General features: G+C 55.7%; 21 protein-coding genes. 12 read left to right on the top strand and 9 right to left on the bottom strand.

From position 1 onward, the window contains the following. Positions 1-69: 69 nt before the first annotated feature. Together yncE and ACX9GT_RS22090 are read right to left on the bottom strand one after the other, a co-directional pair. Positions 70-1,071: a 7-bladed beta-propeller protein YncE gene (yncE, locus tag ACX9GT_RS22095; protein ID WP_473191665.1), complete on the bottom strand. Its 1,002-nt coding sequence runs from the start codon at positions 1,069-1,071 to the stop codon at positions 70-72. 263 nt (positions 1,072-1,334) lie between these two features. Further along, positions 1,335-2,222 (bottom strand): LysR family transcriptional regulator, encoded by an 888-nt coding sequence (locus ACX9GT_RS22090; protein WP_473188728.1) that lies wholly within the window; start codon positions 2,220-2,222, stop codon positions 1,335-1,337. Between the two features lie 168 nt (positions 2,223-2,390). Here ACX9GT_RS22090 and ACX9GT_RS22085 point away from each other — a divergent pair, with 168 nt between their 5' ends. From ACX9GT_RS22085 to ACX9GT_RS22060, 6 genes are all read left to right on the top strand, one after another. Further along, a complete protein-coding gene (locus ACX9GT_RS22085) occupies positions 2,391-3,089 on the top strand; it encodes a CoA transferase subunit A (protein ID WP_473188727.1) in 699 nt (232 codons plus the stop codon). A 10-nt stretch (positions 3,090-3,099) separates the two neighbouring features. Continuing rightward, complete coding sequence (locus tag ACX9GT_RS22080; RefSeq protein ID WP_473188726.1) at positions 3,100-3,753, top strand: CoA transferase subunit B; 654 nt, start codon at positions 3,100-3,102, stop codon at positions 3,751-3,753. 14 nt (positions 3,754-3,767) lie between these two features. Continuing rightward, positions 3,768-4,949 carry an acetyl-CoA C-acetyltransferase gene (locus ACX9GT_RS22075; protein WP_473188725.1) on the top strand — a complete coding sequence of 394 codons (1,182 nt, stop codon included), beginning with the start codon at positions 3,768-3,770 and terminating at the stop codon, positions 4,947-4,949. 39 nt (positions 4,950-4,988) lie between these two features. Continuing rightward, positions 4,989-6,383 carry a GntP family permease gene (locus ACX9GT_RS22070; RefSeq protein ID WP_473188724.1) on the top strand — a complete coding sequence of 465 codons (1,395 nt, stop codon included), beginning with the start codon at positions 4,989-4,991 and terminating at the stop codon, positions 6,381-6,383. Positions 6,384-6,395: 12 nt separating this feature from the next. Then, a complete protein-coding gene (locus ACX9GT_RS22065) occupies positions 6,396-7,166 on the top strand; it encodes a 3-hydroxybutyrate dehydrogenase (RefSeq protein WP_473188723.1) in 771 nt (256 codons plus the stop codon). Positions 7,167-7,374: 208 nt separating this feature from the next. Next, positions 7,375-8,295 carry a L,D-transpeptidase family protein gene (locus ACX9GT_RS22060; protein ID WP_473188722.1) on the top strand — a complete coding sequence of 307 codons (921 nt, stop codon included), beginning with the start codon at positions 7,375-7,377 and terminating at the stop codon, positions 8,293-8,295. A gap of 65 nt (positions 8,296-8,360) precedes the next feature. Here ACX9GT_RS22060 and ACX9GT_RS22055 read toward each other — a convergent pair whose 3' ends face one another. Continuing rightward, entirely contained in the window at positions 8,361-9,077 is a 717-nt protein-coding gene (locus tag ACX9GT_RS22055; protein ID WP_473188721.1) for a GntR family transcriptional regulator, read from the bottom strand. A 259-nt stretch (positions 9,078-9,336) separates the two neighbouring features. Between ACX9GT_RS22055 and mngA the strand changes: the two genes are divergently transcribed. Together mngA and mngB are read left to right on the top strand one after the other, a co-directional pair. Further along, complete coding sequence (mngA, locus tag ACX9GT_RS22050; protein WP_473188720.1) at positions 9,337-11,262, top strand: PTS 2-O-a-mannosyl-D-glycerate transporter subunit IIABC; 1,926 nt, start codon at positions 9,337-9,339, stop codon at positions 11,260-11,262. Positions 11,263-11,305: 43 nt separating this feature from the next. Then, positions 11,306-13,942: a mannosylglycerate hydrolase gene (gene mngB / locus ACX9GT_RS22045; protein ID WP_473188719.1), complete on the top strand. Its 2,637-nt coding sequence runs from the start codon at positions 11,306-11,308 to the stop codon at positions 13,940-13,942. Positions 13,943-14,016: 74 nt separating this feature from the next. Here mngB and ACX9GT_RS22040 read toward each other — a convergent pair whose 3' ends face one another. Beyond that, positions 14,017-14,607: a hypothetical protein gene (locus ACX9GT_RS22040; protein ID WP_473188718.1), complete on the bottom strand. Its 591-nt coding sequence runs from the start codon at positions 14,605-14,607 to the stop codon at positions 14,017-14,019. A gap of 375 nt (positions 14,608-14,982) precedes the next feature. Next, complete coding sequence (locus tag ACX9GT_RS22035; protein WP_473188717.1) at positions 14,983-16,008, bottom strand: type IV toxin-antitoxin system AbiEi family antitoxin; 1,026 nt, start codon at positions 16,006-16,008, stop codon at positions 14,983-14,985. A gap of 109 nt (positions 16,009-16,117) precedes the next feature. On the opposite strand from ACX9GT_RS22035, the gene ACX9GT_RS22030 reads away from it, so the two are divergent. Continuing rightward, complete coding sequence (locus ACX9GT_RS22030; protein ID WP_473188716.1) at positions 16,118-16,849, top strand: metallophosphoesterase; 732 nt, start codon at positions 16,118-16,120, stop codon at positions 16,847-16,849. A gap of 63 nt (positions 16,850-16,912) precedes the next feature. On the opposite strand, the gene ACX9GT_RS22025 is transcribed toward ACX9GT_RS22030, so the two are convergent. The 4 genes from ACX9GT_RS22025 to ACX9GT_RS22010 all read right to left on the bottom strand — a co-directional run bounded on the left by ACX9GT_RS22025 (position 16,913) and on the right by ACX9GT_RS22010 (position 21,998). Then, positions 16,913-18,025: a class II histone deacetylase gene (locus ACX9GT_RS22025; RefSeq protein ID WP_473188715.1), complete on the bottom strand. Its 1,113-nt coding sequence runs from the start codon at positions 18,023-18,025 to the stop codon at positions 16,913-16,915. After that, positions 18,022-19,212: an MFS transporter gene (locus ACX9GT_RS22020; protein WP_473191664.1), complete on the bottom strand. Its 1,191-nt coding sequence runs from the start codon at positions 19,210-19,212 to the stop codon at positions 18,022-18,024. The genes ACX9GT_RS22025 and ACX9GT_RS22020 overlap by 4 nt, the downstream gene beginning before the upstream one ends. A 110-nt stretch (positions 19,213-19,322) precedes the next feature. Further along, entirely contained in the window at positions 19,323-19,982 is a 660-nt protein-coding gene (locus ACX9GT_RS22015; protein WP_473188714.1) for a helix-turn-helix transcriptional regulator, read from the bottom strand. Positions 19,983-20,363: 381 nt separating this feature from the next. Beyond that, on the bottom strand, positions 20,364-21,998 hold the full coding sequence (locus ACX9GT_RS22010; RefSeq protein WP_473188713.1) for a DUF4139 domain-containing protein: 1,635 nt from the start codon (positions 21,996-21,998) through the stop codon (positions 20,364-20,366). Between the two features lie 211 nt (positions 21,999-22,209). Between ACX9GT_RS22010 and ACX9GT_RS22005 the strand changes: the two genes are divergently transcribed. Genes ACX9GT_RS22005 through ACX9GT_RS21995 form a run of 3 tightly spaced genes read left to right on the top strand, consistent with a single transcriptional unit; the run spans position 22,210 to position 25,040 of the window. Continuing rightward, the gene (locus ACX9GT_RS22005; RefSeq protein WP_473188712.1) at positions 22,210-23,703 is read left to right on the top strand and encodes an APC family permease; all 1,494 of its coding nucleotides are present in this window, start codon (positions 22,210-22,212) and stop codon (positions 23,701-23,703) included. Beyond that, positions 23,678-24,265: a DUF3156 family protein gene (locus tag ACX9GT_RS22000; protein ID WP_473188711.1), complete on the top strand. Its 588-nt coding sequence runs from the start codon at positions 23,678-23,680 to the stop codon at positions 24,263-24,265. The genes ACX9GT_RS22005 and ACX9GT_RS22000 overlap by 26 nt, the downstream gene beginning before the upstream one ends. After that, positions 24,258-25,040, top strand: a complete 783-nt coding sequence (locus tag ACX9GT_RS21995; protein WP_473188710.1) for an SDR family NAD(P)-dependent oxidoreductase — start codon at positions 24,258-24,260, stop codon at positions 25,038-25,040. Before ACX9GT_RS22000 ends, ACX9GT_RS21995 begins: the two co-directional genes overlap by 8 nt. Positions 25,041-25,046 lie beyond the last annotated feature (6 nt).

Here is a 25,046-nt window from a genome sequence, read left to right as displayed (position 1 = left end):
TTAATGACAGTTTTATGAACAGGCGCTGGGGCGGGGTAAGAGAAAGGGGCGCTGCTGCGCCCCAAGGGATTACTTCAGCGCAATACGGATCACGTCGTCTGGCTCTGTGGCTTCTTTATCGCGGCTGGAGGCCTGCTTCACGCTCACATACAGGGTTTGCCCATCCGGTGACAGCACCAGGCTGTTTGGGTGAACCGGGGTTTTGAGGGTTTTCAGCAGCTTGTAGCTTTTAGCGTCAATCACGCTCACCGTGCCTTCTTTGCGATGAGTGACATACACTTCATCACGCGCCGGATTGAACAGCACCGCCAGCGATTCCGGCAGGTCGATTTTCTGCAAGATATTGCCGCTGCGGGTATCCACCACCAACACCTGCGGCTGCTTGGAGTCGGTGATAAATGCGCGGTGCGTGGCGGGATCCAGGCTGATATTCAGAAAGAAATGCTCTTTCGACTCATCCAGCTTTTTGCGTGACAGAATCTTGTCAGTTTTGGTGTCGATAGTCACCAACTCACCTTCGGCATTGGTCACGTACAGACGGCTTGCTGCCGCATCCAATGCCAGACCGGTGCCAAATTTGCCGGTATCGGTGATGGTGGTGCGCAGGGTCAGATCTTTGCCATCCACCACCCATACCACGCTGGATTCACCTAGGCCGGTGATATACAGGGTATCGGTGGTGACATCGGCCACCAGTTCACGCGGGGCCAGCGGTTTTACCGTATCAGAACGTTGACGGGCGTCCAGCAGCAGGCGGCCTTTCACCTCGCCGGTTTTACTGTCGATGGCGGTTACCGAGTTATTAACGGTATTGCCAAAGTACAGCGTACCGGTTTGGTGATTGATGGCGGCGCCAAAGGGTTTCAGGTCGTTATGAATAACTTGCGTGATATCCAGCGTTTGCGGATCGAGGCGATAAACGATCCCCCCTTTGTCCAGCTTGCGGCTTTGTGAGGTAGCCAGATACAGCGCATTTTCGCTTTGGCTGTACACCATCTCGTAAGCCCCTTTGCCGATCGGTTTGCGCAGCAATTCCGGTTCCGCCTGCGCCCGCAGCGGGGTGGTAAACATCAGAGTGGTGAGCAGCAACAGAGGATAAACCGCGCGTCCGCTAAACCGGCGGCCCATTGTCATTACAGCATTCATACAAGCTCCATTTCGTCAAAGTACAGATCGCCGCAGGGCACAGGCTCAGCGGCCAAATTCAGGCTCAGCATTGAATCAAAGATGAATTTCGATCGGTCACGGCGTTGCATGCCGATCTGTTTATTTGGTAATGATAATCATTATTGATAAAGAAAGGGAGCGTTTTTAATCTTGCAGCGGGATACAGCCTAATATTCGCCTTGTTCAATGGTATCCGCCAGCGCCTGTGCGGCGGCGGAAAGCTGGTGCTGTGCCAGCCGGATCAACCCTACTCGTTTTTCGATCTGCGGGGCGATCAACGGCACGCACTGGGCTCCTAATTCCCCCATCTGTTTCACACACAGGGCAGGAACCGCGCTGACCCCCAGGCCGCTGGCCACCATACGGCCCACGGTTACCAGTTGATGGCTTTCAAATGCCACCTCCAGCTTTTTGCCACTGCGCAATAACTCTTGTTCCAGCAATAATCGCACCGCCGAAGGGCGTTGCAGGGCAATGAAATCCAGGGTCAGCAATTCCCGCCAGGTGACGTGGTCTTTGCTGGCCAACGCCGAACCCTTGGGCACGATGGCGACAAAACGATCGGTACACAACGGGGTGAAATGCAGGGTATCGCTGGGTTCGGGTTCAAAGGCGATGCCCATCTCCACGCGCCCTTCGCGGATCATCTCGAAAACCTGCTCGTTAATCACGTCGTGAACGGCCACGTTGATACCGGCATAGCGATCGCGGAACACCTTAAGCAGTGGCGGGAGCTGGTTGGCGGCGAAAGAGGGCATGGCAGCGATCGCCACCTTACCCCGTTGCAGGGTAAAACGCTGCCGCAGCGTTTCTTCGGCGTTATCCCAGTCGGCCAGCAGTTGCCGAGCGATGGGGAACAGCATCGCGCCTTCTGGAGTTAACGTCACGCGCCGGGTGGTACGCAACAGCAGTGGCCCGCCTAGCGTCTCTTCCAGCGCGCGAATTGCCAGGCTTAACGCCGGTTGCGAAAGATTCAGTTGTTCGCTCGCTTGGGCAAAGTTAAGAGTGTGAGCTACCGCTAAAAACGCACGTAACTGCTTGACGCTCATTTTCATTCTCACGCTCATTAACTCATTGTTAAACATTAGTTAACATTATATTAATAATAATTTCAAATCAATGGCGCATAAAAACAAAATTAACAAATCATTGTTGTGCGCTGATGATGCCTGCGCACGGGGAAAGCACACCGCTTTCGCCACACCATTTTCAGAGGCAAGCGTATGGCAGGGCTGGATAAACGCGTCAGTAGCTATCAGGAAGCGCTGGATGGCCTGACGGACAACATGACGGTGCTGGCAGGGGGTTTTGGCCTGTGCGGCATTGCAGAAAACCTGATCAACGAAATCCGCCGCCGTGGGGTAAGCGGGTTGACGGTGGTATCGAATAATAGCGGTGTCGATGGTTTTGGCCTCGGCTTGCTGTTGGAGAACCGGCAGATCCGCAAAATCATTGCTTCCTACGTGGGTGAGAACGCGTTGTTCGAACAGTTGGCGATCAACGGTGAGCTGGCGGTGGAACTGACGCCACAAGGCACGCTGGCGGAGAAGATCCGCGCAGGCGGCGCAGGGATCCCGGCGTTCTTCACCGCCACCGGCTACGGCACCCCGATCGCCGAGGGCAAAGAAGTGCGTGAATTCAATCAGCGCCCCTACATTCTTGAACAGGCGATCACCGGTGATTTCGCCATCATCAAAGGCTGGAAGGCCGATCACTTCGGCAACGTCATCTATCGCCACACGGCGCAGAACTTCAATCCGCTGATGGCCACCGCCGCACGCATTACGGTGGTGGAAGTGGAAGAGATCGTGGCCCCCGGCGAGCTGGATCCGGCCGCGATCCACACCCCCGGTATTTATGTCGATCGCCTGATTCAGGGCACTTTCGAAAAGCGCATAGAACAGCGCACCCTTCGTTCCTGAGGAGAACCACATGCTTACCCGTGAACAAATGGCGCAACGCGTGGCGCAGGAACTGCGTGATGGTGACTACGTCAACCTGGGGATCGGCATCCCGACGCTGGTGGCCAACTATGTCCCGCAGGGGATGGATGTGATGTTGCAGTCCGAGAACGGGCTGTTGGGGATGGGGGGATTCCCCACCGAGGCACAGTTGGATGCCGACATGATCAACGCGGGCAAACAGACCGTTACGGCGCGACCGGGGGCGGCCATTTTCGACTCGGCGCAGTCTTTCGCCATGATCCGCGGCGGCCATGTGGATCTCACCGTATTGGGGGCGTTTGAAGTGGACGTGGCGGGCAATATCGCCTCATGGATGATCCCCGGCAAGCTGGTGAAAGGCATGGGCGGCGCGATGGATCTGGTGGCGGGGGCCGAAAATATCATCGTGGTGATGACTCATGCGGCAAAAAACGGTGAATCCAAACTGCTGCCGCGCTGCACCTTACCGCTGACCGGGGCCAATTGCATTCGCCGTGTGCTGACCGATCTGGCCTATCTGGAAATTGAAAGCGGGGCTTTTGTGCTGCGTGAACGGGCACCGGGCGTCAGCGTGGCCGAGATCGTTGCCAAAACGGCCGGTGAACTGATCGTACCGGATCAGGTTCCCGAAATGCGCTTCTGAGACAGGAGGTTAACATGCAGAACGTGGTGATTGTAGCGGCGACCCGCACGCCGGTAGGCCGTTTTCAAGGGGCGCTAGCGCCGCTCTCGGCGGTGGATCTTGGCACGGCGGTGGTGAAGGCTTTGCTGGCCAGCAGCGGTGTGGCGGCAGAAAGCGTGGATGAAGTGATCCTCGGGCAAGTATTGACGGCGGGCTGCGGCCAGAACCCGGCACGGCAAACGGCGCTCAACGCCGGTCTGCCTTTCGGCGTACCGGCTTTCACTCTCAATAAAGTGTGTGGTTCAGGGCTGAAGGCGGTGCATCTGGCGGCTCAGGCGATCCGCTGCGGTGACGCGCAGATCGTAATTGCAGGCGGGCAGGAAAGCATGAGCCAGGCACCTTATCTGATGGCCGGTGCGCGAACCGGGCTGCGGTTGGGCCATGCCCAGATGGTAGACAGCGTGATCCACGATGGCCTGTGGGACGCGTTCAATGATTACCACATGGGCGTTACCGCCGAGAATCTGGCACAGCGCTATGACATCAGCCGTGCGGAACAGGATCGCTTTGCCGTGCAGTCGCAACAAAAAGCGCATGCCGCACAGCTGGCTGGGCGTTTTATACCGGAAATCACTCCGGTTCTGGTGCCGCGTGGCAAGCAGGAGCCCTTACTCATAGCGCAAGACGAGCAACCACGGGCAGACACCACCGAAGATCTGCTGGCCCGTTTGCGCCCGGCGTTCCATCCACAAGGCTCGGTCACCGCAGGTAATGCCTCATCGCTCAATGATGGTGCGGCGGCGGTGCTGCTGATGAGTGCGCAAAAGGCGGCCGAACTGCGGTTGCCGGTGCTGGCACGCATTACCGCTTATGCCTCTGCGGGGGTTGATCCGGCGATCATGGGGATCGGCCCGGTCGATGCCGCATGCCGCACATTAGCCAAAGCCGGTTGGGTACTGGATGAGGTCGATCTGATCGAAGCCAACGAGGCCTTTGCCGCGCAGGCGCTGGCCGTGGGTAAAGCATTGGCTTGGAACAGCGAACGGGTGAACGTCAACGGTGGGGCGATCGCGCTCGGTCACCCGATCGGCGCTTCCGGCTGCCGCATTCTGGTGACGTTATTGCATGAGATGCAGCGCCGCGAAGCCAAAAAAGGGCTGGCGATGCTGTGTATCGGCGGCGGGCAAGGGGTGGCACTGGCCGTGGAGCGTGCTTAAGCAATCTGTACTCGAAAATAATAATTAGATAAGGAGTCATTGATGAGCGTTTTAATAGCCCTGGCCGCACTGGCCGTTCTGATGCTGGCGGCCTATCGCGGCTACAGCGTGATCCTGTTTGCGCCGATCGCCGCACTGGGGGCGGTATTATTGACCGACCCTAGCGCGGTAGCCCCCACCTTTACCGGGCTGTTTATGGAGAAAATGGTCGGCTTCATCAAACTCTACTTTCCGGTATTCCTGCTGGGGGCGGTGTTTGGCAAGCTGATCGAACTCTCCGGTTTCTCCCGCTCCATTGTGGCGGCGGCGATTGGCATCCTGGGCCGTCGCCACGCCATTCCGGTGATCGTCCTGGTCTGTGCGTTGCTGACCTATGGCGGGGTTTCTCTGTTCGTGGTGGCGTTTGCGGTGTATCCGTTTGCGGCTGAACTGTTCCGCCAGAGCGGCATCCCGAAACGCCTGATCCCAGCAACGGTGGCGTTGGGGGCTTTTTCGTTCACTATGGACGCGCTACCCGGCACCCCGCAGATCCAGAACATCATTCCCACCAGCTTTTTTGGCACCACCGCCTGGGCAGCGCCCTGGCTTGGGCTGATTGGCTCGCTGTTTATTATCGTGGTCGGCCTGGCCTACCTTGAGCGGCAGCGCCATAAGGCGCAGCTGCGCGGTGAAGGTTATGGTACTGCGTTGCTGAATGAGCCGGAAACGCCAGAAGATATCAATCTGCCCAATCCGTGGATTGCCATTATGCCGCTGATCCTGGTGGGGTTGCTGAATCTTGGTTTCACCAGATGGATCCCGCAATGGTACGGCCCTAGCCATGAGCTGCTGCTGGCCGGTCTGGCCAAGCCGATCGTCGTCGAAGTGAGCAAACTCACGGCCATCTGGGCGGTGCAGGCGGCGTTGTTGAGTGGCATTGTGGTGGTACTGCTGTTTGGCTTTAGTAATATCCGTGGTCGTTTGGCCGAAGGCAGTAAAAACGCGGTAGGGGGCGCGATGCTGGCGGCGATGAATACCGCGTCGGAATACGGTTTTGGTGCGGTGATTGCGGCGCTGCCGGGGTTTTTGGTGTTATCCAAGGCGCTGGCGACCATCCCCAACCCGCTGCTGAACGAAGCCATCAGCGTTACGCTGTTGGCCGGTATTACCGGTTCGGCGTCCGGCGGCATGAGTATTGCGCTGGCGGCGATGTCGGATTCATTTATTGCTGCCGCCCATGCGGCGGATATTCCGTTAGAAGTCTTGCATCGCGTGGCCTCAATGGCCAGCGGCGGGATGGACACTCTGCCGCACAACGGGGCGGTTATCACCCTGTTGGCGATTACCGGTTTGAGTCACCGGCAGGCTTATGGCGGCATCTTTGCAATCACCCTGATCAAGAGCGCCGCGGTGCTGTTTGTCATCGGAGTGTTCTACCTGACCGGCATTGTATAAAGGAGAATTAACATGAAATTACAGGGCAAAACGGCACTGATCACCGGTTCAACCAGCGGTATTGGCCTTGGGCTGGCCTCTGCGCTGGCAGCGGCCGGGGCGCGGGTGATACTGAACGGTTTTGGTGATGTCGAACGGGCGAAAGATCACATCGCCAGCCTGGGTAAAGCGCCGGGCTATCACGCGGCGGATCTCAGCGATCCTCAACAGATCGGCGAGATGATGGACTATGTTAACCGTGAGTTTGGCGGGGCGGATATTCTGGTTAACAACGCCGGGATCCAGCACGTTGCCAAGGTGGAGGAGTTTTCTCCACAGAAATGGGATGCGATCCTCGCGATTAATCTTTCCTCGGTGTTCCATACCAGCCGCCTGGCCTTGCCCGGCATGCAGGCGCGGGGCTGGGGGCGCATTATCAATGTGGCATCGGTACATGGCCTGGTGGCATCCAAAGAGAAAGCGGCCTATGTGGCGGCCAAACACGGCGTGATTGGCTTGACCAAGACCATTGCGCTGGAAACTGCGCGCACCGCAATCACCTGTAATGCCATCTGCCCTGGCTGGGTGCTGACCCCCTTGGTGCAGCAGCAGATTGATCAACGCATTGCTGCCGGGATCGATCCACAACGGGCGCGGGATGATCTGCTGGCCGAAAAGCAGCCTTCGCAGGAGTTTGTCACCCCAGAGCAGTTGGGGGAACTGGCGCTGTTCCTGTGTAGCGAGGCGGCCATACAGGTGCGCGGTGCGGCGTGGAATATGGACGGTGGCTGGCTGGCACAGTGATTAATATCTGGCTCAGATTTGGCGTTTCTGGGCCGATATCTGCACAAAGTTTACCGTGCAGCACATCTGGCTACAAAAAAGTGTGATATTTGCTCCAGTAATGTTTCACTCTTGGGGGAAAGTGCACATATAATGCGCATCCGGTCACACTTGGCCGGATTTAACACATATTAATCATAGCCAGTGCGGCCACCACTCTAATACGAAGATGAAAATGAGCATTCGCGCGTTATTAACCCTGTTTACGGCACTGGCTGCGTTTAGCCAGGCTGCCCTCGCCGTTGTATACCCTTTACCCGCTAAAGAGAGTCGCTTAGTCGGGGAAAATATCCAGATTACCGTGCCAGCAGACAGCAAACTGCCATTGGAGAGCTTTGCGGCTCAGTACCAAATGGGCTTGAGCAACCTGCTGGAAGCCAACCCGGGCGTGGATCCGTTCCTGCCGTTACCGGGCAGCACGATGACTATTCCGCAGCAGTTGATCCTGCCGGATGCACCGCGTGAAGGCATCATCATCAACAGTGCTGAAATGCGTCTGTACTATTATCCGAAAGGCACCAAGACCGTAGTGGTGCTGCCGATCGGGATCGGCCAGTTGGGTAAAGACACCCCGCTGGACTGGATCACCAGCGTACAGCGCAAGAAAGATGGCCCAACCTGGACGCCAACCGCCAAAATGCGTGAAGAATATGCTGCTGACGGTGAAATCCTGCCAGCGGTCTATCCAGCAGGCCCGGACAACCCGATGGGGCTGTACGCGCTGTACGTCGGCCGCCTGTATGCCATTCACGGTACCAATGCCAACTTTGGTATCGGCCTGCGTGTCAGCCATGGTTGCGTGCGCCTGCGTGCTGACGATATCAAATACCTGTTCGACAGCGTGCCGGTTGGCACCCGCGTGCAGTTTATCAACGAGCCGGTGAAAGCCACCGTTGAGCCAGACGGTTCCCGTTACCTGGAAGTGCATAACCCGTTGTCTTCCAGCGAAGAAGAGCTGAAGTCCAAAGAGCCAGTGCCAATTCTGTTCTCTGAAGCCGTTGGCAAAGCGCTGATGGATCCAAGCGTTGATCAGAATGAAGTGAAATCAGCGGTTGATGCGCGTTTAGGGTTCCCTGTCCGCGTAGGCTGAAGGTTTTGATACATGAAAAGCGCCTGCGGGCGCTTTTTTTACGACACCTGGCATAGCATTTGGGATCAGCGCCCGCGTTTTGCCACCAGCGTGAACTTGTAGTCTTCGCTTTTAAAGAAATTACGGCTGAATTCAAACACCGTGCCATCGCTCAGAAAGCCGGTGGAGACTTTTTCCAGAATCGGCTTCTGTGCATCAATCCCCAGCGCGTTTACCGCATCTTCGGAAGGCATCACCGGAATGATCTCCTGCTCGCTGCGGTCGATCACCAGCTTTTTCACCTGTTCGATATAGTGATACTTGGATTTTTGCATCACCTCGTAGCTGAGATCGGGGAACAGCGCCAGCGGCATCCAGGTTTCTTCCAGCGTGACCGGCTTCTGTTTGATGTAACGCACCCGCTTAACGTAATACACCCTGTCGTCAGTGGTCAGACGCAGCGCTGCGGCGATCTCCGGGCTGGCTTTGGCCACCTGAAAGATCAGCACGTCGCTGTGGGTTTCCACATTGCGATCCGCCAGTTTTTCATAAAAGCTGGTCAATTGATAAATATCGTAATTAACCCGCTCTTCTTTCACATACCAGCCGCTGCCCTGAAGGCTTTCGATCACCCGTTCTTCGGTCAGCAACTTGAGTGCCTGACGCACCGTTACCCGGCTGACACCGTACTGTTCACGTAACAGGGCTTCTGTCGGCAGCGCATCCCCCGGTTTTAGTTCGCCGCTGGCAACCTGTTGGCGCAGAGTATCCGCGATCTGGCGATAAATAGGCTTCTTGCTCAAGATGTTGGCATCCCCGATGGTGTATGGCTTTCTGCCCGCATTCTAGCCTTGATACCTTAATAATAAAACCAATAACCCCTCCTTTCGTTGATTTACCGTTTTATTGTTTTAAAATTGAATTAATACAAATTAAATACAAAAATTGTGGTGATTTGAAATTGATCACAAAATGGTATGGTCTTGCTTGTTATCATCGCCGCCTGTCTGGTGATGGAGCCGCGTTGGCTCCGCAGCGAAAGCAGTTAAACCGAGGATAGCGATGAACCTGAGCAGCCTGACCCACCCCAGCCTGATCAACCTGCAAGCGGAATTTGCGGGGCGCGATCGGGCCATTCATCTGCTGGCCGACCAACTGGCCGAGCAAGGCAAATTGCACGACAAACAGGCTTTTTTGCAGGCGGTATTCACCCGCGAAGCGCAGGGCCCTACCGCGTTGGGTGAAGGGCTGGCGGTGCCGCATGGCAAAAGCGATGCGGTTAAAGAGGCGGCATTTGCCGTCGCTACGCTGAAAACCCCGATTGAGTGGGAAGGCATTGATGGCCCGGAAAGCGTCAACCTGATTTTCCTGCTGGCGATCCCGCAAGATCAGGCCGGTTCCACCCATATGCAATTACTCACCACGCTGACTACCGCGCTGGTGGATGACGATATTCGCGCCGCGGTATTGCAGGCCACCACGGCGGAACAACTGCTGGCCCTGTTGTCCCAAGGTGCGACGGAACCGGTACCGCCGCAGCAAGATGCCGCTCGGCCAACGATCGTGTGCGTGACCGCCTGCCCAGCGGGGATCGCCCATACCTATATGGCGGCGGAATATTTGGAGAAAGCGGGGCGCAAGCTCGGCATTAACGTTTATGTGGAAAAACAGGGGGCGAACGGCATCGAAGGCCGCTTGACGGCCGAGCAACTGAATCAGGCCAGCGCCTGCGTGTTTGCCGCAGAGGTGGCGATCAAAGAGGTTGAACGTTTCAACGGCATCCCGCGTATCGAAACGCCGGTGGCGGAGCCGATCAAACATGCTGAACGTATTCTCAATCAGGCGCTGGCAGCGGGCAAATCCGGCAGCGGCACTGAACGCATCAGGCAACAGGATGCACCAACGCAGAAACCGAGCGTGAAAACCGAGCTAAAGCAGGCGCTGCTGAGCGGGATCTCTTTTGCCGTGCCGTTGATTGTTGCGGGTGGCACGGTGTTGGCGGTGGCAGTGCTGTTGGCACAGATCCTTGGCCTGCAACATCTGTTCGATCAGGAGAACTCCTGGCTGTGGATGTACCGCAAATTGGGCGGTGGCATGCTCGGTACCCTGATGGTACCGGTGCTGGCCGCTTATACCGCCTATTCATTGGCAGACAAACCGGCATTGGCCCCCGGCTTTGCCGCCGGGCTGGCGGCAAACATGATTGGCTCCGGTTTCCTGGGCGGCGTAGTCGGCGGTTTGATCGCCGGTTATCTGATGCGTTGGGTAAAAAGCCATGTGCGCTTTAGCCCCAATTTCAACGGTTTCCTGACGTTTTACCTGTACCCGGTGATTGGCACCCTGGTGGCGGGCAGCCTGATGTTGTTTGTGATTGGCCAACCGGTGGCCTGGTTGAACAACGGCTTGACCAACTGGCTCAACGGCCTGTCCGGCACCAATGCGCTGGTGCTTGGGGCGATCCTCGGTTTTATGTGCTCGTTCGATCTCGGCGGCCCGGTAAACAAAGCGGCTTACGCCTTCTGTCTGGGCGCGATGGCCAACGGGGTATTCGGCCCGTATGCGATCTTCGGCGCGGTCAAAATGGTGTCGGCTTTCACGGTCACCGCTTCTACATTATTGGCACCGCGCCTGTTCCAGCAGTTTGAAATCGAAACCGGTAAATCCACCTGGCTGTTGGGTTTGGCAGGGATTACCGAAGGGGCGATCCCGATGGCAATTGAAGATCCGCTGCGGGTGATCGGCTCCTTCCTGGTGGGATCGGTGGTGACCGGCGCGCTGGTTGGCGGCATGGGCATTGGCCTGTCCACGCCGGGGGCGGGGATCTTCTCGCTGTTCCTGCTGCATGACAACGGCTTGGGTGGGCTGCTGTCGGCGGCGATCTGGCTGGGTGCGGCGCTGATTGGCACGGTGATTTCCACGCTGGTGCTGATCCTCTGGCGGCGTCAGGCGATGAAGCAGGGCAAATACATTGTTGTTCAAGCTGATTGATTTTTTGGCGCGGTGAAGGCCGCGCCCTATTTAGGAATTAAAGATGAAAGCAGTATCACGAGTTCATATTACGCCGCACATGCACTGGGATCGTGAGTGGTATTTTACCACCGAGGAGTCACGTATCCTGCTGATTAACAACATGGAAGAGATCCTGACCCGGTTGGAAACCGATCCTGAATATCGCTTCTATGTGCTGGATGGGCAAACGGCGGTGCTGGAAGATTATTTCGCCATCAAGCCAGAAAACAGCGAGCGGGTAAAAGCGCTGGTGCAGGCGGGCAAGCTGATTATCGGCCCGTGGTATACCCAGACCGATACCATGGTGGTTTCCGGTGAATCCATCGTGCGCAACCTGATGTACGGCATGCGCGATTGCTTAGCCTTCGGCGAGCCGATGAAGATCGGCTATCTGCCGGACTCTTTCAGCATGTCTTCGCAGTTACCGCATATCTTTAACGGCTTTGGCATCACGCGCGCCATGTTCTGGCGCGGCTGTTCCGAGCGCCACGGCACCGACAAAACCGAATTCCTGTGGCAGAGCAACGACGGCAGCGAAGTGGCGGCGCAGGTGCTGCCGCTGGGCTATGCCATCGGCAAATACCTGCCGGACGATGAAGCCGGGCTGCGCAAACGGCTGGACAGCTACTTTAAAGTGTTGGAAAACGCCTCGGTCACTCAGGACATCCTGTTGCCCAATGGCCACGACCAGATGCCGTTGCAGCAGAATATCTTCCCGGTGATGGCCAAGCTGCGCGAGATCTACCCGCAGCGCGAATTTGTCATGAGCCGTTTTGAAGAGGTGTTTGAGCGCATTGAAGCCAGCCGTGAACGCCTGGCGACGCTGAAAGGCGAATTCAACGACGGCAAGTACATGCGCGTACACCGCACCATCTCCTCTACCCGCATGGACATCAAGATCGCCCATGCGGAGATTGAGAACAAGATCGTCAATATTCTCGAACCGCTGGCGGCGATCGCCTGGTCGCTGGGCTTTGAGTATCACCACGGTCTGCTGGAGAAAATGTGGAAAGAGATCCTGAAAAACCACGCGCATGACAGCATCGGTTGCTGCTGTAGTGACAAGGTGCATCAGGAGATCATGACGCGCTTTATTCTGGCGGATGATATGGCCGAAAATCTGGTGCGTTTCTATATGCGCAAGATTGTCGACAACATGCCGGTGCAGCACGGCGATGCCGACAAACTCACCTTCTTCAACCTGCTGCCTTACGCGCGTGAAGAGGTGATTAACACCACGATCCGCATTCGCGCCCGGCAGTTCTCGCTGGTGGACGATCGGGGCCAGCCGGTGGAATATTTTATCCGCGCTGCGCGGGAGATCGATCCGGGATTGGTGGACCGCCAGATTGTCCATTACGGTAACTACGATCCGTTTATGGAATACGATATTCAGCTGCAACAGCCATTACCAGCGATGGGCTATTGCACCCTGCATATCCACGGTAATCAGGCCGGTGCCGTGCGCCAACCGGCGGTGCAGCCAACGGATCTGCTGGAAAACCGCTATTACCGCATCGGCCTGAATGCTAACGGCACGCTGGATATTGAAGATAAACAGACCGGCTGCCGTTATCAGCAGGTGCTGCAACTGGAGGACGGCTCGGACGATGGCGACGAATATGATTATTCCCCTTCTCGTCACGAATGGGTGATCGACTCAACGCAGAGCGCCGTGACCACCGCCATCCGCCACGAAGCCTGGCAGAGCAGCGCTACGCTGGCGCTGCGTATGGCGCTGCCAGCCAATCTGCAACAGCGCGCCGAACGCCAAACCGATGGTTATCTGGATGTGCAGTGCCAGATCACGCTGGCGCACGATAGCCGCCGTATCGACATTGAGCTGCAACTGGATAACCAGGCCGACGATCACCGCGTGCGGGTGCTGATCCCGACGCCGTTTGCCAGTGAAACCGTACTGGCGGATAACCAGTTTGGCTCCATTACCCGCCCGGTGGACGATCCGGCAATGGCGCACTGGCAGCAAGAAGGCTGGAAGGAAGCGCCGATCCCGGTGTGGCAACTGATGAACTTTGCTGCGTTGCACGATCACCGCCACGGATTAGCACTGTTTACCGAAGGGCTGCGCGAGTTTGAGATTATTGGTGAACGCCGCGATACCTTTGCGCTGACGCTGTTCCGTTCGGTTGGCGTGCTGGGTAAAGAAGAACTGCTGCTGCGGCCGGGCCGCCCTTCCGGCATCAAACTGCCGACGCCGGATTCGCAACTGCGTGGCAAACTGCGCTGCCGCTTCAGCCTGTTCAGCTTTGCCGGCGATCCGCATCAGGCGGGCGTGATGCAGCAGGCGCGGGCCTACGTCACCCCAGTGCGTTGCTACAACAAGATCCCGTTCGATGCAATGAAGCTGAATTTGGCGGCATTCCGCACCCCGCAGCGCTTCAGCCTGCTGTCGCTGGCAGAATCGGGCCCGGTGTTGAGCGTGCTGAAAAAGGCCGAAGATGCCGAAGCCCTGATTATCCGCGTTTATAACCCTTCAGAGCAGGTGGCGATCGGCGGGCAGCTCACGCTGGAACAACCGCCGCAGCAATGGCTGGAAACCGGCATGGATGAACAACCGCTGGCGCAGCAGAGCGCGGCGAGCGCGGATTTCGGCCAGCTTGCGCCGTGCCAGTCGAAGACTTTCCGGTTTATTGGTTAGGGTTGGTGTGATGACAAAATAATCTTATTCAAAGTCAACTGTGCGGGTTTGGTATGCCAGGCCCGCACAGTTCGTCACTTGGAATCGGCGATACCGGCCCAAAAATCCTCTACGAGTTGCTCGATTCTTGCTGCTGTGTCACCGGTATATTGGCTGGCAATATCATCAATGAGTTTTTCATCCTGCATAGTTTGCAGTTGGAGGATCGTAGTTGTAGCGATTTCGGAACGTAAAATATGTGCAATGTCATGGCCTAACAGGAAAGCTCCCATTCTTTCCGGATCACCTTGGTAGAAATCGATATCGATTGGTTCTTCATAGATTCGTTCATCTTCGATCTTACCGTATGTGCTGATAATCGTGTAAAGGTCGAGAGCATCTTTGGTCCCTGTATTCCTCCGATCTCGCCAGGCGAAGATTTTTAGCAAGGTTAAACCGGGTAAAGTACAAAAAGGGATGGGGCAACCCGAGCTAAGGCGGATGTTCACTGAGTTTGCAAATGCTTCTTGAAAACCATCGACTGACATAACAATGACGTGTTCTGGTGGCCAGGTGAGCTGATTATTTTCCACGATGTTGCCAAAAGGAATGATGTCAATTTCAGTCTGATGCCATGCTAATCGATGAGCATTACCGGTTGTTCTGATTGCACCTTTAGCAACCAAGGCTTCTTTTAGAGCGTTGAACTGCGACCAACTTTCGACAAAAACGGCGATATCAATATCACGCGTTCTGCGTAATGCTTGTCAGTTAAGGCTAACCAGTTCCCTCTCCCTCGGGGAGAGGGTTAGGGTGAGGGGAAGATCACTGAACTAAAGCCCCTCACCCCGGCCCTCTCCCACAGGGAGAGGGAGGCCACACCTTTAGCACCTGCTGCATAATTATGCAGCTTTGCGCTTAACTGACCGGCATTACGCGTTCTGCGGCCCATTTTGTGCCCATAGTCGTGATGTAACAACACTTCACGGGCGGTGGCACCGGCAATAAAGAACCCTACCGACAACTGCGAACAGACGGCGTGAATCTGTTCAAGCAGAGATTCAGTTTCCGAACAGAGTGCTATTTTTAATTCCAAGATAGCTGTCATTAATTATCCTTGCGGCTTCCAGGTTACGATCGTCCTGGCTGGTGATCAGTTCAGCAGCGCACAACATCGCTTTGGCTCGCGTATTTAACTGTAATCCCTCGCCCCAAAAGGCCTTGGTCAAGCGGATTTGGCCGTTGGGTGCCGGATAAAGCCCGAGTTCTTTCCTGCGTTGTAGCAAAGGTTGGTGGGTAAACAGGATCAGTATTTCTGGCTGCAAATACCCCTTGGTCAAGAGTGAGGCTCCGGCTTCGCCCCCCCAGTATTCTTGTGGTGATAAAGGGAGTTGATACCACTCTGCTGCTGGTTCGAGTGCAATACTTTTGAGTTTTGGCCGCAACACGTTGCCATATTCCCGCAACCAGATAGTCATCAACTGCTCAGGTTGTATCAAACGGCGGCCATGGTTTGATTTTCGATAATAACGTTGTGTTTCAAGAGAATCGAAGGCTTTGCTGACCATGCCTAGCGATATTCCCGCAAGGTTGGCTAGGGTGCGATAATTTTCGTTAATGGTACCGGGCTCACTGAGTAACACAAACAGCAGCTTTAGCGTCCCTTCACTGATTCTGTGTGGCCGGATATCATCGTTGTAGAGGGGATTCACCGCCTTTTTCCCTGCAATATACAGATACAGACCTTTAATACTGATCCTGGCGTTTCCTGCAGCATCGATAAAATGAATGCCGTTTTTTTCGCAGAAATCGGCCATTTTTGGGGTTAAAGGGGAGCAGATCAGTAGTGGTGGATGGGTTCGGCTGTTATGCCATTTTTCGAGCAACAGATAGAGATTTTCTTTGCGGCGCACCATTTTGACTTCGAAGTCAAAGATAAATTGCTCATGGTTGGGAAGGGTCAGGCAGGCTTGACCATCGCCGAACGAACTATCGCCATTCTGGTTTAGCTGGAAACCCAATTGAAAACCATTGGGAAGATTTTCCTGAATGGCGTTGAGCAGCGTTGTGTCTTCAGCTATTTGCATTTGTTCACACCTTTATTTTGTTCATGCGTCATGAACAAAACTATTTTATGAACAAATTGGTCGTGGCGCAAGCCAGAAACAGCGATGTTTAACAAGGATAAGCATCATAATGATAACCAGATTAGCGAGTAATCAAACAGGCCGCGATTTTGTCGTGGGTGATCTCCATGGTTGCTTGAAGGAGTTATTAATACTGTTACAGCACGTGAGCTTTGATGAACAGAAGGATCGCTTGATAGCCGTGGGAGATTTGATCGACCGGGGCAAATATAGCCTGGGGTGCCTGTCTCTGTTGAGGTACTCGTGGTTTTACGCAGTATTGGGAAATCATGAGCAGATGTTAATCGATTACATAACAACGGATAAGGCTCAGTGGCGAGAACAGGAAAGAAGGTGGCGTGCGGTTGGCGGAGGATGGTTTTTTGCTCTTAACGGTGATGATCAACAGCAGTGCTATGCCTCTGTAACAGGGCTACCGTTGGCGATACAGATTGCAACAAAGCAGCATGGTTATTGTGTTGTTCACGCTGAAATCCCACCAGAAATTAATCATATCCAAGAGTTTCTCAATGGGTTGCAGGCTCAAGATACGTCTATACGGTTGAGCTGTTTGTGGGGGCGAAGACGCCATAAGATGGGGCTCAGTGAACGGATAGCAGGCGCTGATTATGTACTGTGTGGACATACCCCAGGTGAGTCGAAGCGCATTCTTGGCAATATGCTGAACCTGGATTACGGTGCTTTTGACATGGCACATCGTGGGGGATTATGTCTGTTTGAGCTAGAACGCAATCGTTTTTATATTTTGCGTCATAAAGGGATTGAAGAAAAAAATCTGTAATTGCCTGATTCAGCCACTGCCGCTTGGTTTGTAGGGCGCGATACTCAACGCCCTGGCTCGTAGTTACAAACCAAACTCCCGCGCCAACCGATCGATATCAGCGCGCTGAAACTGGTTAAAGGCTTCCCTAGGCTGCTGTTGCTGAATAAACCCCAGCAGCGGATCCTGCACTTCGGTGCGGATCCCGCTCAATTCCTCCATCACCGCCAGCCCGCAGAACGGCACGTAGGCTTCGGCATAGCCTCCTTCATGCACCATCACCAGTTTGCCAGCGCACAATCGATCGGCGGCGTTTTGCACCAGCGCTGTCATGGCGCGGAAGCTGTCGCTGTGCAGTTGCATACGTGCCAGCGGATCAAGGGCGTTAGCGTCGTAACCGCAGGCGATGATAATCAGCTCCGGTTTGAAGCGCTCCAACGCCGGGATGACAATCTGCTGCATAGCGTATTGATAGCCGTCGTCACCGGCACCGGCCAGCAGCGGAATGTTGAGGTTATAACCGTAACCGGCAGCTTCTCCGCGATCCTGCTCACCGGCGTAGCCCGCCGGGAAACAGCCGTCCTGATGCAGTGAAATGGTCAACACATTAGCCCGTTGCCAGTAGATATGCTGCGTGCCGTTACCGTGGTGGACGTCCCAGTCGATCACCGCCACCTTGCCCAGCCCCAGCTTGGCCTGAGCGCGTTCGATGGCGATCGGGATATTGGCCAGAAAACAGAACCCCATCGATTGATCCGGCAGGCAGTGGTGGCCCGGCGGGCGCGACAGCGAATAAGCATTGTCCAACTCGCCTTTCAGCACCGCTTCGACGGCGGCGCAGGCCAACCCGGCAGAGAGCTTGGCGATCTCATAACTGCCCGGCCCCAATGGCGCTTCTTCCCCCAGCATACCGCCGCCGTTGTCGCTCAGTTGCTTGAAGCGTTGCAGGTAATGCGCCGGGTGGATACGCAGCAGATCCTCTTCTTCCGCCGGTTCTGCACTCAGCAGGCTGAGCTGGCGCGACAGGCCGGAAACGTCCATCAGGTTTTTCATCCGTCGCTTGGTTTCCGGCGATTCCGCATGGCCTGCGCCCGATGGCGGTTGCACCCAACCGCCCACCGGCAGCGTGGTGGCGTGCAGACCGGTGCTGTGCCAGAAGCAGCGTTCATCAAAGAAGAAACCGGTTTTTCTTTTCACCTTATAACTCCTGTTAAACGGCGCGGCGTGCGCGGTGAAGCCAGTGAGATCAGCAGCAAAGACAGCAGCGCGCAGGCGAGCGCACCGGCCAGCAAAGAGCCGATCCCACCAGAAGATTCGATCAGGTAACCCGCCAGCGTTGGGCCAATCGCCATCCCACCGCCGATCACCAGGTTAATGCTGTTCATCAGCTTGCCGTTGTCATCCAGCGTGGCGACGCGCGCCAGAATGAACGGCAGCACGAAGGTCCAGGTGAATTTGAACATCACTGCGGCCAGCGTGAAGCGGATGAGCAGCGGCTCGCGGCTCAGCAGCACAATGCTGGCGATCAGCAGGCCATAGCCGATCCACAACAGCGGTTTATGGCTGCGCCGTGCGCCAATCAGCGAAGCGCCTCCGGCACCGATAATGCCAAACAGCGTAGCGGCCGCCAGCACCTGCCCGCTGTGCACCAGCGAAAGACCTGCGGTGGCGGCGATGTTGCCGATAAACGTCCAGACCGCACTCAGGCTGATATAGAAGGTTAACACCGCCAACACGGCGTACAGTTTGCGGCTGAGCGGTGCCGGTGGGAGCTGGCTTGAAGCGCTGCTGGTTGGGCGAAAGCCACTGGGGAACGCGCGGATCAGCGGCAGGCAGCACAGCATGATCGCCGCCAGAACCAGGTACACCACCATCAGGCCGAAATGGGCGAACAGCGGCGGCAACGCCAGCAGGCCAAGCACCCCCAGCAACAGCTGGCCCAACACCCAGAAGGCGTACACCCGGCTGGGGTTGGCGGTGCCAGCAGCGCAGGTGATGCACAAAATCATCAGCGTGCCGCCTGCCAGCGAGGCGATAAAGCGCAGTATCAGCAACAGGTTGAAATCATTGACCATCGCCGAGGCCAGATTGCCCAGCAGAAACACCGCTGCCGCTAGCGCAGCGACTTGGCGCCAGTTAATGCGGCTGATCCACCACCAGGCCGGGAGGGTCGCCAGGCTCATGGCACCCAGTTCGGTAGAGAATAAGCGGCCGATCTGGCCGGGGCTGAGTTGCCATTGCAGCGCTAACTGCGCAGCGACGGCAGGTGCGGTCATTAATATCCCCGGTGCGATGGCCGCAAAGACAATAATTGCCGCTAGCAGTTTGGGCGGGCAGAGGAGCGCCGTATTAGGAGCAGATATTGAAAGTGAATTATTGGACATCATCACTATCCTCGGGTTTCATCCATAAATACCCGCCACGCCGTTTTTTGCGCATGCGGAAGCCACGCCAGGTTTGGCGGATCTTGTGTTGATATTTTTAGTAAAACGAATCAGCCGTGAGCGATAAAACCGCTGGAAACCAGCTCAGTGCGGTTAACCACCGCCGTTTTGGCAAAGATATTGCGCATATGCGTTTTCACCGTCGAGAGCGAGATCCCCAGCTTCAAGGCAATGCGTTTATTGCTCGCCCCTTCGCGCACCATATTGACGATCTCCTGCTCTTTGGCGGTGAGCTGCGGTGTCTCTGCGTCGGGCAGCAGATCGCGGGTGGCCAGTTCGATCAAGGGCATGATCGCCCGTAACCGGCTGCGTTCGGGCTCGGTGAACGGTGTATCGCGGATCAGCGAAACCCCGGCGATGATCCGCTTGCGCTGGCGAATAAAAATCTCTGTCATATCACGCATCTGGTTCGGCAACATAAAGTCGTGATAGTAGTGGCTGTTATTGGCGAACGCCGCCGGGCTCATACCCACCATGGTGGTTTCCTGCTGGTGGAAATTGGCGGGTTTATGCGGATCAAACTGCTGAAAGTGATTCAGATATTGCTGGTGGGTGTTATCGGAAATGCCGTGCAGGATATAGTGATCGGGCTGTAAATCCGGATCGACCAGATAGAATACCGCCGCAGAAACCGGGATCAGATGCGCAATGGTATTCAGACAGCTTGAGATAAAAGCGTCGTTACGCACGGGGGATGATGTGGTTGGCATGATTCATTTTCCTCCCTTCCTTGATCTGCTGCTTGTGCAATATATGTACGTTACCAGCATAGTTGTAGCAAATAATTAACACAATGAGAACATATTAACAACGTGAGCGTTATTGCAATAAAATACATTAATAACAACATCTCTGTGTAGGTTGGGTGGGTTTTTTACTGCGAGTTAACACCGATTTCGTTAATACATTAATAAAAATGATGTGGCGATTTCCCGCTGAATTTACAACGGTTTCTGCGGTTTTTACCTGTGCCGTATTTGGCGTAGCGGCGTGCTACAAATGGCACCGCGTGTGGGCTGGCCTCGTTCTTAAGAACGATAGCCAGGCCTGTTTGTGGTTTTCTGCGGGGGAAAGGGTGACTTAAATGCGCTCTACAGGCCGTTAACCCGTTGGTCTTTCGGGTATTTCACCGTATAGGATAATCCCAATTTACGGGCCTGATTCGGCGCCAGATCCAGCGCCCATTGCACTTCGCCGGTATCTTTATTGTAATTGGCGCCATCATACTTGAGGCTATCGATCGTGATGGAAGAATCACGGCTCATTGGCACCTGATCCAACACCACCAATTTAACCGGCTCTTTGCGGGTGTTTCTGACCTCCATGACGTAGGAATATTGCTGGCTGACGGAGTTACCAAAAAACTCGGATTTAGAAGTGAGTTGTTTGTCATTCTCGCGGTTAATAATAATTTTCTTATCCCGGCCTAAAGACAGATCCAGTGTCTCTTTGGCGTTGTTGATATTGATATAACCTTGCCCGACAAAAGAACCTTCAAAGAAAATGCTGGATTGACCCGGCAACAGATTGAGGTTTTCCCACTCTTTTAGCTGAACCTGTAAAAATGCATCCTGCTCTAATTTTGGCACCACCACATAACGGTAGTCGCCTTGCACATCGACATCTTTAATTAATACCGCATGGCTTTTGCCGTCGGCGGCAATATTGTAGGGCAGGGAAATGCTGAAACGGGTATTAACACCGCCGACATCGGTCACCACATAGTCCGACAGGGATTTACTGTTAACCTTTTGGGCTTGCCCCCCGGTAAGGGTATCGACAGATTCATCAGCCATCGGCGCGGGGGCCATGACGGGCATCGGCGCTTCTTGCACCACCATTTTGCTGCGCGAATAATCCTTATACAGATCGAGATACCAAGGGTTTAAGCGCGGTGCCTGCGCGCCTTCGCTGGGGTTACCGCTCGAAAGCGTCAGATTCACTTTATTCCAGTTAATGCCGCTGTTCTGGAAGACGTTGGCTTTATAGCTGAGCTTCACCGGGCGATTAATATTCTCTACTCGCACATCATAGGTTGGAACCCAGCCCGCATCCTGGATCACGTAGGATAATTTAATATCGCTGGTCACGGCTTTCGGGGTGTAAAACTTCACTACCACCTGATTCACCGCTTGGCCGGTTTTTTGCTGGGCTTCCTCAAGCTGGCTGTTCAACTTTTCGATATTTTTATCGATGGCGGCGATCTTTTCTTTAAGATCAATATCCGCCAGCAGCGCTTCGCTCATCCGCTTGCTGACCAGTTCAAGCATCTGGTTAATTTGTTCAACCGAAGCGCCTTCTTTCTCACCGCCCAGCGCTTTGTTGCTTTCCAACACCGAGAGCTGAGCCTGAATCACTTCCCGCTGCACGTTCAGCTTACTCTGCTCACGGCTTGCCGTTTCAATCTGCGCGGTCAGTTGCCCCACTTCTGGTGAGATATTCTCGGTCAGAAAGTCCCGTTTTACGCTGGAGGATTGAACTACCACCCCGTTATCGGCATCCAGCATCAGGCTTTGTTCATTCACTCCGCTGGCGATATTGGTAAATATCACTTCGCTTTCACCCGCCGGTAAGGTGACTTTCGCGCTATTGAATAACTCGGCTCCGCGAATAAATACCGTTACGTCATTGAGCTTAATGTCCTGTATCTGCGTTGCGGCATAGGCTGGGTAGGCTAAAACTAGCGAGGCGCACAGCAATGTGGTTTTAAATCCCTGCATCGTCATCGAGTTATCCTTAAATATGTTGTGGTAATAGGCCTACATTATTGATACCGACGCCGAGAAGCAAATACGCTGCGCTCGCGTGATATCACCCACAAGTTATCCCCTATCGTTCTTAAGGACGATAGTCAGTCTTTTCTTTTCCTTCTTATAGTGAGATTGCCGCTCCTTGCGGCCACAACACCGGGTCAAAAACTATAAAGAGGAAGTAACCATGAACCTGTCGTCACGGCTTCATGCCCAGCTTGAACGGGGCAAGGTCGGGTTCCCCACCACGTTAGCCAGTTCGGTTGGGGTGATAATGGCCAGCCCGGTGATCCTGACCGTGACCAGCGGTTTTGGCATCGGCGGTGATACCTTCGCGCTGGCGATGCTGATCGCCTTTATCATGATGCAAGCGCAGCTCACCACTTTTTCCGAAGCGGCGGCGATCATGCCGACCACCGGCTCGGTGTATGACTATATCTCCTGCGGCATGGGGCGGTTTTTTGCCATTACCGGCACCCTGTCGGCCTATCTGATCGTGCATATCTTTGCCGGTACGGCCGAAACCATTCTCTCCGGCATTATGGCGCTGGTGAACTTTGAGCATCTCAACACTCTGGTGGAAAGCCACAATGCGTCGTGGATGATCGGCATTGGTTTGGTGGTCATCTTCGGCCTACTGAATGCGCTGGGCATTGAGGCCTTCGGCAAGGCGGAAGTGGTGCTGACGTTCTGTATGTGGACCACGCTGATGATCTTCTCGATCGCCGGGCTGTTGTTGCCCCATGCGGTGCCGTTAGAGAGCTGGTTCGGCAGCACGCTCAACGTCGGCGATCCTCTGGCGGTATTCAGCCTGGTAGGTATGGCGATGTTTATGTTCGTCGGCTGCGAACTGGTGACGCCGATGGCACCGGAGATTAAACGCTCCCACCGCGTGATCCCGCGCGCCATGTCGTTGGGATTGTGCGGCGTGGCGACCTGTATGGCGCTGTACGGTGCGGCGCTCAGCCATCAGGTGGAAAACGTAGTGCTGGATGCGGCTAATAACGTGCATCTGCTGGATACGCCGATGGCTATTCCGGCGTTTGCTGGCCGGGTGATGGGTGATTTTGGCAAATACTGGCTCGGTATCGGGCTGCTGCTGGCCGGTGCCGCGACTATCAACACCCTGATGGCGGCGGTGCCACGCATTATGTACGGCATGGTGCTGGACGGCGCATTGCCGCGCATTTTTGCTTACCTGCATCCGCGGTTTAAAACCCCGGTGGTAGCGATTGCGGCGGCAGTGTTGATCCCTTGTGTGCATGCCATCGCCATTCAGGGCAATCTGGATCGCATCATTCCGATGGTGCTGGCCGCCGTCTGCGCCTGGGGCGTGGCCTATCTGCTGGTGACCTGCTCGGTGGTGATCCTGCGCATCCGTCGCCCGGATCTGCCGCGTGCCTATAAATCGCCGTGGTTCCCGCTGCCGCAGATCGTCTCCAGCATCGGTATTCTGCTGGCGATTTTCAATATTACCCCGCCGGGTATGAACCCGCGTGACGTCTATATCCCGTTCGGCATCATGATTGGCCTGACCGCCGCCTATGCGCTGTTCTGGACCCTGTGCGTGCAGAAGGTTAACCCGTTTAAACCGGTGCCGGTGGAAGAAGTGCTGGAACGCGCCTTTGCCAGGGCAGAAAACGAGGAGGTGGAATTTGATCGGCTTACTTCCCTCACTTAATCGCGTTTGGCGGCGCGATCCTCCGGGCTATCAGCCGGGGGCGGCACTGAACCGCTTGGTCAATAATCTGCAACCCTATGCCTGCGAGCGGCTGGCGGCCAACCAACTGCGGCTTGCACTGCCGCAGGGGCCGATGATTGATATCTGTGAGCAGGTGCAATCGCTGTTTCTGGCGCATATCGTCACCCACCGTTTTTGCGTGCAGGGCCGCACCCGCCTCGCCGAACCGCTGATGCTGAAGGTGATTACCGGCGGCTGGCTGCGGCGAAAGGGGGTGATTTATCGCACCAAAGCCAAACATGCGAGCGCCCAGCGGCTGCTGGCCATGCTGCATCAGTATCCACAAATCGCTGCCACCTTGGAGAAGCTCGATTTCCGCCGTGCCACGCTGACGGTGCAAGAGGGTAACTGGCAGTTGGAGATTGAGCATTTCGCCGCTTCCGAAGTGGTCAGCCGTTTGCCCGCCAGCCGTCGCTATTTGCGGCTGGAGGCCGAGCAGCGGCGTTTGCTGCTGAGCAGCTTCCTGATGATTAGCCAGTTGATGGAGAAGTGCGATGAGTAGAGTGGTGGTGATCACCGGCGGCGGCACCGGCATTGGTGCTGCCTGCGCGCGCTTGCTGGCACAGCAGGGCGATCGGGTGTTTATCGTTGGTCGCCGTCGCGAACCGCTGAATGCATTAGCGGATGAGATTGGCGCGCAGGCCGTGGTCGGCGATGCCGCCAGCGGTGAAAGCTGGCAGAAGGCGATGTTACCGGCGATTTTAGCGCAGGCCGGGCGTATTGATTGCCTGATTGGCTGCGCGGGTGGGATGGGATTAGGGCGAATTACCGACGTGAGCGACAGCCAGTGGCAGCAGGCGCTGGACAGCAACCTCAACAGCGCGTTTGCCAGCGCGCGGGCCTGCCTGCCGGAATTGGTGAGAAATGGTGGCAACCTGCTGTTTGTGGCGTCGATCGCTTCATTGGCCGCCGGGCCGGAGGTGTGCGGCTACGTTACCGCCAAACATGCGTTGATCGGCCTGATGCGCTCCATCGCTCGCGATTACGGTCCGCAGGGCGTGCGCGCCAACGCGGTGTGCCCCGGCTGGGTGACCACGCCGATGGCGGATGAAGAGATGCAACCACTGATGGCGGCGCATAATTTAACGCTGGAACAGGCTTACCAGCGGGTCTGCCGCGATGTGCCGCTGCGCCGCCCGGCCAGCGCCGAAGAGATCGCGCAGGTGTGCCGTTTTCTCTGTTCACCGCAGGCGTCGATTATTACCGGTGCCGCGCTGGTGGCCGATGGCGGTTCGACGATTGTCGATGTTCCCACTCTCGCTTTCACCTCTTTATAAGGAGCA

The sequence above is a fragment of the Serratia sp. YWN4 genome (assembly GCF_055790845.1).
This window is presented reverse-complemented; position numbering and strand designations above follow the sequence as displayed.